Origin of the sequence: Pseudonocardia nigra (assembly GCF_019396355.1) — a bacterium.
Classification (GTDB): Bacteria; Actinomycetota; Actinomycetes; order Mycobacteriales; family Pseudonocardiaceae; genus Pseudonocardia; species Pseudonocardia nigra.
Map to the genome: position 1 here is coordinate 21,035 of NZ_JAHKRK010000093.1, position 6,262 is coordinate 27,296.

Annotated in this window: 7 protein-coding genes; 3 read left to right on the plus strand and 4 right to left on the minus strand. The window is 73.6% G+C overall.

Going from position 1 to position 6,262, the window contains the following annotated elements; all coding sequences use genetic code 11:
• Positions 1-51: 51 nt before the first annotated feature.
• Positions 52-1,974 (plus strand): 2-oxo-4-hydroxy-4-carboxy-5-ureidoimidazoline decarboxylase, encoded by a 1,923-nt coding sequence (uraD, locus tag KME75_RS21930; protein ID WP_246632567.1) that lies wholly within the window; start codon positions 52-54, stop codon positions 1,972-1,974.
• Positions 1,971-2,453 carry a 2-oxo-4-hydroxy-4-carboxy-5-ureidoimidazoline decarboxylase gene (gene uraD / locus KME75_RS21935; RefSeq protein WP_219416750.1) on the plus strand — a complete coding sequence of 161 codons (483 nt, stop codon included), beginning with the start codon at positions 1,971-1,973 and terminating at the stop codon, positions 2,451-2,453. The genes uraD (KME75_RS21930) and uraD (KME75_RS21935) overlap by 4 nt, the downstream gene beginning before the upstream one ends.
• Positions 2,454-2,527: 74 nt before the next feature.
• Here uraD (KME75_RS21935) and KME75_RS21940 read toward each other — a convergent pair whose 3' ends face one another.
• The 4 genes from KME75_RS21940 to KME75_RS21955 all read right to left on the minus strand — a co-directional run bounded on the left by KME75_RS21940 (position 2,528) and on the right by KME75_RS21955 (position 5,421).
• Entirely contained in the window at positions 2,528-3,067 is a 540-nt protein-coding gene (locus KME75_RS21940; RefSeq protein ID WP_219416751.1) for a GNAT family N-acetyltransferase, read from the minus strand.
• Entirely contained in the window at positions 3,064-3,780 is a 717-nt protein-coding gene (locus KME75_RS21945) for an alpha/beta fold hydrolase (protein WP_219416752.1), read from the minus strand. The genes KME75_RS21940 and KME75_RS21945 overlap by 4 nt, the downstream gene beginning before the upstream one ends.
• Before the next feature lie 189 nt (positions 3,781-3,969).
• Positions 3,970-4,548: a TetR/AcrR family transcriptional regulator gene (locus KME75_RS21950; RefSeq protein ID WP_219416753.1), complete on the minus strand. Its 579-nt coding sequence runs from the start codon at positions 4,546-4,548 to the stop codon at positions 3,970-3,972.
• A gap of 141 nt (positions 4,549-4,689) precedes the next feature.
• On the minus strand, positions 4,690-5,421 hold the full coding sequence (locus KME75_RS21955; RefSeq protein ID WP_219416754.1) for a hypothetical protein: 732 nt from the start codon (positions 5,419-5,421) through the stop codon (positions 4,690-4,692).
• 131 nt (positions 5,422-5,552) lie between these two features.
• Here KME75_RS21955 and KME75_RS21960 point away from each other — a divergent pair.
• A partial coding sequence (locus KME75_RS21960; protein WP_219416755.1) for an AAA family ATPase occupies positions 5,553-6,262 on the plus strand: 710 nt, incomplete at its 3' end.

The following is a 6,262-nucleotide window of genomic DNA, read 5'->3' on the forward strand; positions in this document are numbered from 1 at the left end:
ATGGCGCAGCTCACTCGGGCCCCTTCCCTGTCCTGCGAGGTGTTGACGACCATGCGCAGATCCACCACCGCCCCGAAACGGGTGCACCCCGTCGACGAGGTGCTGCCCCCGGGCAAGCTCGCCGTCTACGGCTTCCAGCACGTGCTCGCGTTCTACGCCGGCGCGGTGATCGTGCCGATCCTGCTGGCCGGCGCGATCGGGCTCTCCGAGCGGGAGCTCATCCACCTGATCAACGCCGACCTGTTCACCTGCGGCATCGCCTCGATCATCCAGTCGGTGGGCTTCTGGAAGGTCGGGGTCCGGCTGCCGCTGCTGCAGGGCGTCACGTTCACGGCCGTATCGCCGATGATCGCGATCGCTCTCGCGGCGGGCGGCGGCACCGAGGGGCTGCTGGTCATCTACGGGGCGGTGATCGTCGCCGGGCTCGCGACGTTCTTCGTCGCGCCGTTCTTCAGCCGGCTGATCCGCTTCTTCCCGCCGGTCGTGACCGGATCGGTCATCCTGATCATCGGCATCGCGCTGCTGCCGGTGGCGGCGCTCGACGCCGTCGGCGGCGGGTCGCACCCGGAGCCGGGCAACGCGCGCAACCTCGCCTACGCCCTCGGCACGCTCGCCGTCATCGTGCTCATCCAGCGGGTGTTCCGCGGCTTCATGGCGACGGTCGCGGTGCTCATCGGGTTGGTGCTGGGCACGCTGGTCGCGTGGGCGCTCGGCGATGCGCACTTCGAAGCCGTCGGCGAGTCGGCCTGGATCGGCGTCACCACCCCGTTCCACTTCGGGTGGCCGCAGTTCAGCATCGCCGCGATCATCTCCATGATCGTCGTCATGCTGATCACCGCCGTCGAGACGACCGGTGACGTCTTCGCCACCGGTGAGATCGTCGACAAGCGCGTCGGCCGCGAGGACATCTCCCGCGCCCTGCGCGCCGACGGCCTCGCCACCACGATCGGCGGCGTCTTCAACTCGTTCCCCTACACCTGCTTCGCGGAGAACGTCGGGCTCGTGCGGCTCACCCGGGTCAAGAGCCGCTACGTCGTCGCCGCCGCGGGTGCGTTCATGATCGTGATCGGGCTGATCCCGAAGGCGGGCGCGATCGTCGCCGGCATCCCGCACCCGGTGCTGGGCGGTGCGGCCCTCGCGATGTTCGCGACCGTCGCCGTCGTCGGCATCCAGACGCTCTCGCGGGTGGACTTCCACGACCACCGCAACGTCGTCATCGTCGGCTCGAGCATCGGGCTCGCCGTGTTCGTCACCGTGCAGCCCGATGTCGCCACGGCCGTCCCGGGCTGGGCGCAGATCATCTTCGGCTCCGGCATCACGCTGGGCAGCCTTACCGCGATTGTGCTCAACGTCGTGTTCCACCACGTCGGCAAGGACTTCGGCCCCGCCGTCGTCGGGGCGCCCGGCACCCCGACCGTCCGGCTCGACCAGGTCAACCGGATGAGCCGCGAGGAGTTCGTGGCGACGTTCGCGCGGCTGTTCCAGGGCCCGGCGTGGGCCGTCGAGCGCGCCTACGACCGCAAGCCGTTCACCGACATCTCCGACCTGCGCTCGGCGTTCCAGGAGGCGCTGTTCTCCGGCAGCCAGGAGGAGCAGCGCGAGCTGATGGGCTTCTACCCGGACCTCGGCGGCGACCGCGTCGCGCTCGGCGAGGAGGGCGAGGACTCGGTGCGCGACCAGTCCACGGCCGGGCTGACCCGGCTGTCGGAGACCGAGCACGAGGAGTTCGAGCAGCTCACCGCCGCCTACCGCGAGCGGTTCGGGATCCCGCTGATCGTGTGCGTGCGGGACGTGGAGAAGCGCGAGCACATCCTGCGCGACGGCTGGCAGCGGCTGGCGAACTCCCCGGCGCAGGAGCACGCCGCGGCGCTGATCGAGATCGCGAAGGTGGCCAACCACCGGTTCTGCGATCTGGTCGCGGAGGCGAACCCGATTCACACCGCCCGCGCGCGGGCGTTCGGCGGGGACCGATGAGCATCACGCGGTTCAACGCGCTCTCGGCGGTAGAAGCCGAGCGGCTGCTGCTGGAGTGCTGCCGGGCGCCGCGGTGGGCGCGGGAGGTGGCGGCCGGGCGGCCGTACGCGTCGGCCGCCGCGCTGCACGCCGCGGCCGAGGCGTCGCTCACCGACGCCGACGTCGCCGACGGGCTGACCGGGCACCCCCGGATCGGCGAGCGCTCGGACAGCGCGCAGTCGCGCCGCGAGCAGAGCGGCGTCGGCGGCGCGTCCGCCGAGGTGCTCGCGGCGCTCGCCGAGGGCAACCGGGCCTACGAGGAGAAGTTCGGGCACGTCTACCTCGTGTGCGCCAGCGGGAAGGGCGCCGACGAGCTGCTGGCGATCCTGCGCGGGCGGCTCGGCAACGACCCGGCGACGGAGCGGCGCGTGATGCGGGCGGAACTGGCGGCGATCAACCGCATCCGCCTCGACCGCCTGGTGCTGGAGGCGGCGGCATAGTCCGCGGAACTCGTTGCGCGAACGGCACTCTCGTCCACACCTATCGGACGAGAGTGCCGTTCGCGCATTCGGTGTCAGCGCGTCAGCAGGTCGGCGAGCACGTCCTCCTCCGAGATCGTCCACGCCGCCTCCCCGATCGGCGCGACGAACTGGATCGCGTCCCCGTCGAACCACGGGCGCGCCCACGGGAGCACCTGCCGGGCCAGGCTCAGCATCGCGACGTTCTCCGGCAGCACCATCCCGCGCAGCTCGCCGTAGCCGATCTCCTCGGCGAGCGCGGTGACGGCGGTGAGCAGGCGCCTGCCCACCCCGCGCCGGTGCCAGGCGTCGACAACGGCGACAGCGAGGTCGGCGCCGCCGGACCCGGCGCCGATGATCCGGGCGATGCCGATGGGCTCGCTCGCTCCAGGGCCGGCGCTCTCCGCGAGCACGGCGGCCTGCCGCCGGCCGTCCAGGTCGATCAGCCGGTCGCGCACCGCCGTGGGCAGGCGCGGCACGGGGGAGTGGAAGCGCAGGTAGCGGCTGCGGGGCGAGAGCCCCGCGAAGACCGTGTCGACGGCGTGCGCGGCTTCGTGGCGGGGCAGCGGGCGGACGGTGACCCCGGGCGGGTTCACGCCGACCGCCGGGTCTCGGCGCCATCAGCGACGAAGCCGACGACGTCGGCGACCACCGCGTCGTCGCGCAGCAGCCTGCGGTGCCCGAGCCCGTCGGTGGCCAGCAGCCGCGCGCCCGGCCAGGCGTCGGCGATCGCGCGACCCTCGCGGAAGCCCACCTCCCGGTCGCGCCGGTCGTGCACGACGAGCGTGGGCGGCACGGCCACGAACCGGGCGACCGCCGGGACGTCGAATGCCGCCCACGGCAGCCCGAGCCGACGTTCGGTGGCCCGCTCGACCCCGGCGCGGATGCGGGGGCCGAAGCCGACGCGCGCGGCGAACGTGGTGAGTGCCTGCTGCGGATCGGCCACCGGCGCGAGCAGCACGAGCCGGGCCGGGCGCACCCCCTCGCGGAGGGCGTGCGCGGCCGCGGCGGCGCCGAGCGAGTGGGCGACCACGGCGTGCGGTCTGCCGTGCACGGCGACCGCGGCCCGCAGCGCTGCCGCGAACTCCGGGATGCTGCCGCATCGGCGCCCGTGCGCGCCGGGACCGGAGGCGCCGTGCGCCGGCGCGTCCATCGCGACCACCCGGTGCCCGGCCGCCACCAGCGGCGCCACGAACGCCCCGAGCTGTCCGGACCGCCCGCCCCAGCCGTGCACCAGGTACACCGGCGGGCCCGCACCCCACGCCGTGCCGTGCAGGGCGCGCCCGTCCAGCGCGACGCCCGCGTCCACGCCCGGCGGCAGGGCGGGCAGCCGGACGGGTGGGATCGGGGGCGGGACCGTGAACCAAAGCCGTGTCGCCCACCGGGCCCCGAGGCGTGGCGCGTAGCGCTCCAGCCCACCCCATAACGCTCGATGAGCACGAACGATCGTTCTATTTTGCGCCGACTCGGTCATCGGGACTCCTTCAGAGGGGGTGGGTCAGCGGGCGGCGGCGAGCAGGGCGTCGAGGGCGCGGCGGGCGCGGGTGCCCGCCTCGGCATCGGTGAGGAGCCTGCTGGCGAGGTGGTAGGCGAGCATCACGCCGTCGAGGTCCTGGGCGAACTGGCGGGCGTCGGCGTCGGGCCGGAAGTGGCCCTCGGTGATGCCCCCCGTGAAGACCATGGCGATGGTGTCCAGCCAGTCACGCTGGTCCTGGACCAGGCGTTCCCGGACCGGGCCGGGCTGATCGTCGAGCTCGAACGCGGACGCGACGAGCAGGCAACCGCCGGGGCAGGTGGCCCAGTCCAGCCAGCGCTCGAACAGGTCACGGACGCGCGGCTCGCCCCGGGGTGCGCGCAGGGCCGGGCGGATCACCTCGGCCACGAAGCGCTCGGAGGTGTGCTCCAGCACCTGCAGCTGCAGCGACTCCTTCGAGCCGAAGTGGGCGAACAACCCGCTCTTGGACAGCTCGGTCTGCGCGGCGAGCGACCCGATCGTCAGCCCGGCGAGACCGACCCGGCTCGCGAGCCGGCCTGCCTCCTCGAGGATGACGCCCCGGGTCACGTCCCCCTTGCTCATAGGAGCATTTCTAGCACGATCGTTCGTGTGACCGCCAGCGGCGGGGTGGTCCGGGTCGCAGCAAGGTGGCGATACTGCCACTGGGCGGCAGTATCGCCACCTTGCTGTCACTCCGCGGCGGCCCCTCCTCCGCTGCGCGGGCTACGCGAGTGCGGGGCCTGCCGGCTCCTCGGTCGTCATCGACCGCCGCGTGCGGCGCGGGGCGTCCGGCAGCGGCTGCCACTGCGCCCACTGCTCGTCGGTCAGCGTCAGCATCCGCCACGCGACCCCGGCGAAGCCCACGACCAGGAGCGCGAACGACACCAGCGACAACAGGAAGCTGTCGCCGGAGAAGTAGCCGACCACCGTGGACGCGATCAGCGCGATGGGCGCCCACACGGGCGCGGCCCGGCGCAGCAGCAGGCCGACGGCGAGCACGATCGAGCCCAGCACGATCCCGACCAGGTAGCTCAGGAACCCGACGATCCCCCACGGGCTCTGCTCGGCCTGGTCGAACAGGGCGATCATCTGCCCCCGGTCGAGCCCGGGCCGCGCCGCGGTCGTCTCGAGGATCGCAGCGTAGAACCAGTTGCCGAACAGGGCACCGACGATCATCATGCCCGCCCCGACCTGGGCCACGGTGACGTGCTTGCCCCGGGTCAGGTGCAGCACGCCGATCAGGCCGCCGATGGTGAGAATGACGCCGACCAGGAAGAGGAAGGCGCCGACGATGTTTGCGTTCCCGGATGCGGCGATCGCGTCGAGGTAGGCGTTGGGGTCCTCGGACCAGGTGGGTGCGACCAGCCCGGAGACGAGCAGCAGCACGGGGCCGGCGACGAGGCAGAGCGCTGCGAAGGTCCTGCTGAAGTTGGGTGAGTGCGCGGGGTTGAGCATGTCCGGTTCCCTCGGGGCGAGCGGTGCGGGCCCGGTAGGACCCGGATCGGCACGGTAAGCACCGCGCGGGGCTTCCGGCATCGTCGCGGCACCCTGATAGTCCCCCGGACATCCTCCACGGGAGGAGCCGGATGACGGGGCCGGACGATGTCGTGACCGGGCTCCTCGACCGGGACGCCGAGCTGGCGGCGGTCGAGCAGGCGCTCGCGTCCGCCGTCTCGGGCCGCGGAGCGCTTCTCCTGGTCGAGGGCGAGGCGGGCATCGGAAAGACCCGGCTGCTGCGCGCCGCGGCCGCCCTGGCGGTCGAGCGCGGGCTGCGGGTGCTGAGCGCCCGCGGCGGGGAGCTGGAGCGTGAGCTCGCCTTCGGGGTCGTCCGGCAGTTGCTGGAGCCGCCGGCGGCGGCGCGCCCCGAGCTGCTGTCGGGCGCGGCCGCGCTGGCCGAGCCCGCGCTGAGGGCGGGCGGGGCCGAAGCCGAGGACGCGCCTGCGCCGTTCGCCGTCCTGCACGGGCTGTACTGGTTGACGGCGAACCTCGCGACCGGCGCGGCCCTGCTGCTGGTCGTCGACGACGCGCACTGGTCCGACGAGCCGTCCCTGCGCTACCTCGACTCCCTCGCGCGCCGGCTGGACGGCCTCCCGGTGGCGCTGCTGGTGGCCACCCGCCCGAATGCGGGCGGAACCGAGCGCGGCCTGTGGGGCGTGCTCGCCGCCGAGCCGCTGGCCGAACTCGTGCGCCCCCGCCCGCTCGGCGAGGCCGCCGTCGCCACCCTGGTGCGCCGGGAACTGGGGCGGCCGCCCGAGCCGGCATTCGTCCGGGCCTGCCACGAGGCCACCGGCGGGAA

Excerpts from the sequence above, each read along its gene's own strand:
- uraD (WP_219416750.1), top strand. The coding sequence starts at position 1,971 with ATGAGCATCACGCGGTTCAACGCGCTCTCGGCGGTAGAAGCCGAGCGG.
- KME75_RS21950 (WP_219416753.1), bottom strand. The coding sequence starts at position 4,548 with ATGAGCAAGGGGGACGTGACCCGGGGCGTCATCCTCGAGGAGGCAGGC.
- uraD (WP_246632567.1), top strand. The coding sequence starts at position 52 with ATGCGCAGATCCACCACCGCCCCGAAACGGGTGCACCCCGTCGACGAG.
- KME75_RS21955 (WP_219416754.1), bottom strand. The coding sequence starts at position 5,421 with ATGCTCAACCCCGCGCACTCACCCAACTTCAGCAGGACCTTCGCAGCG.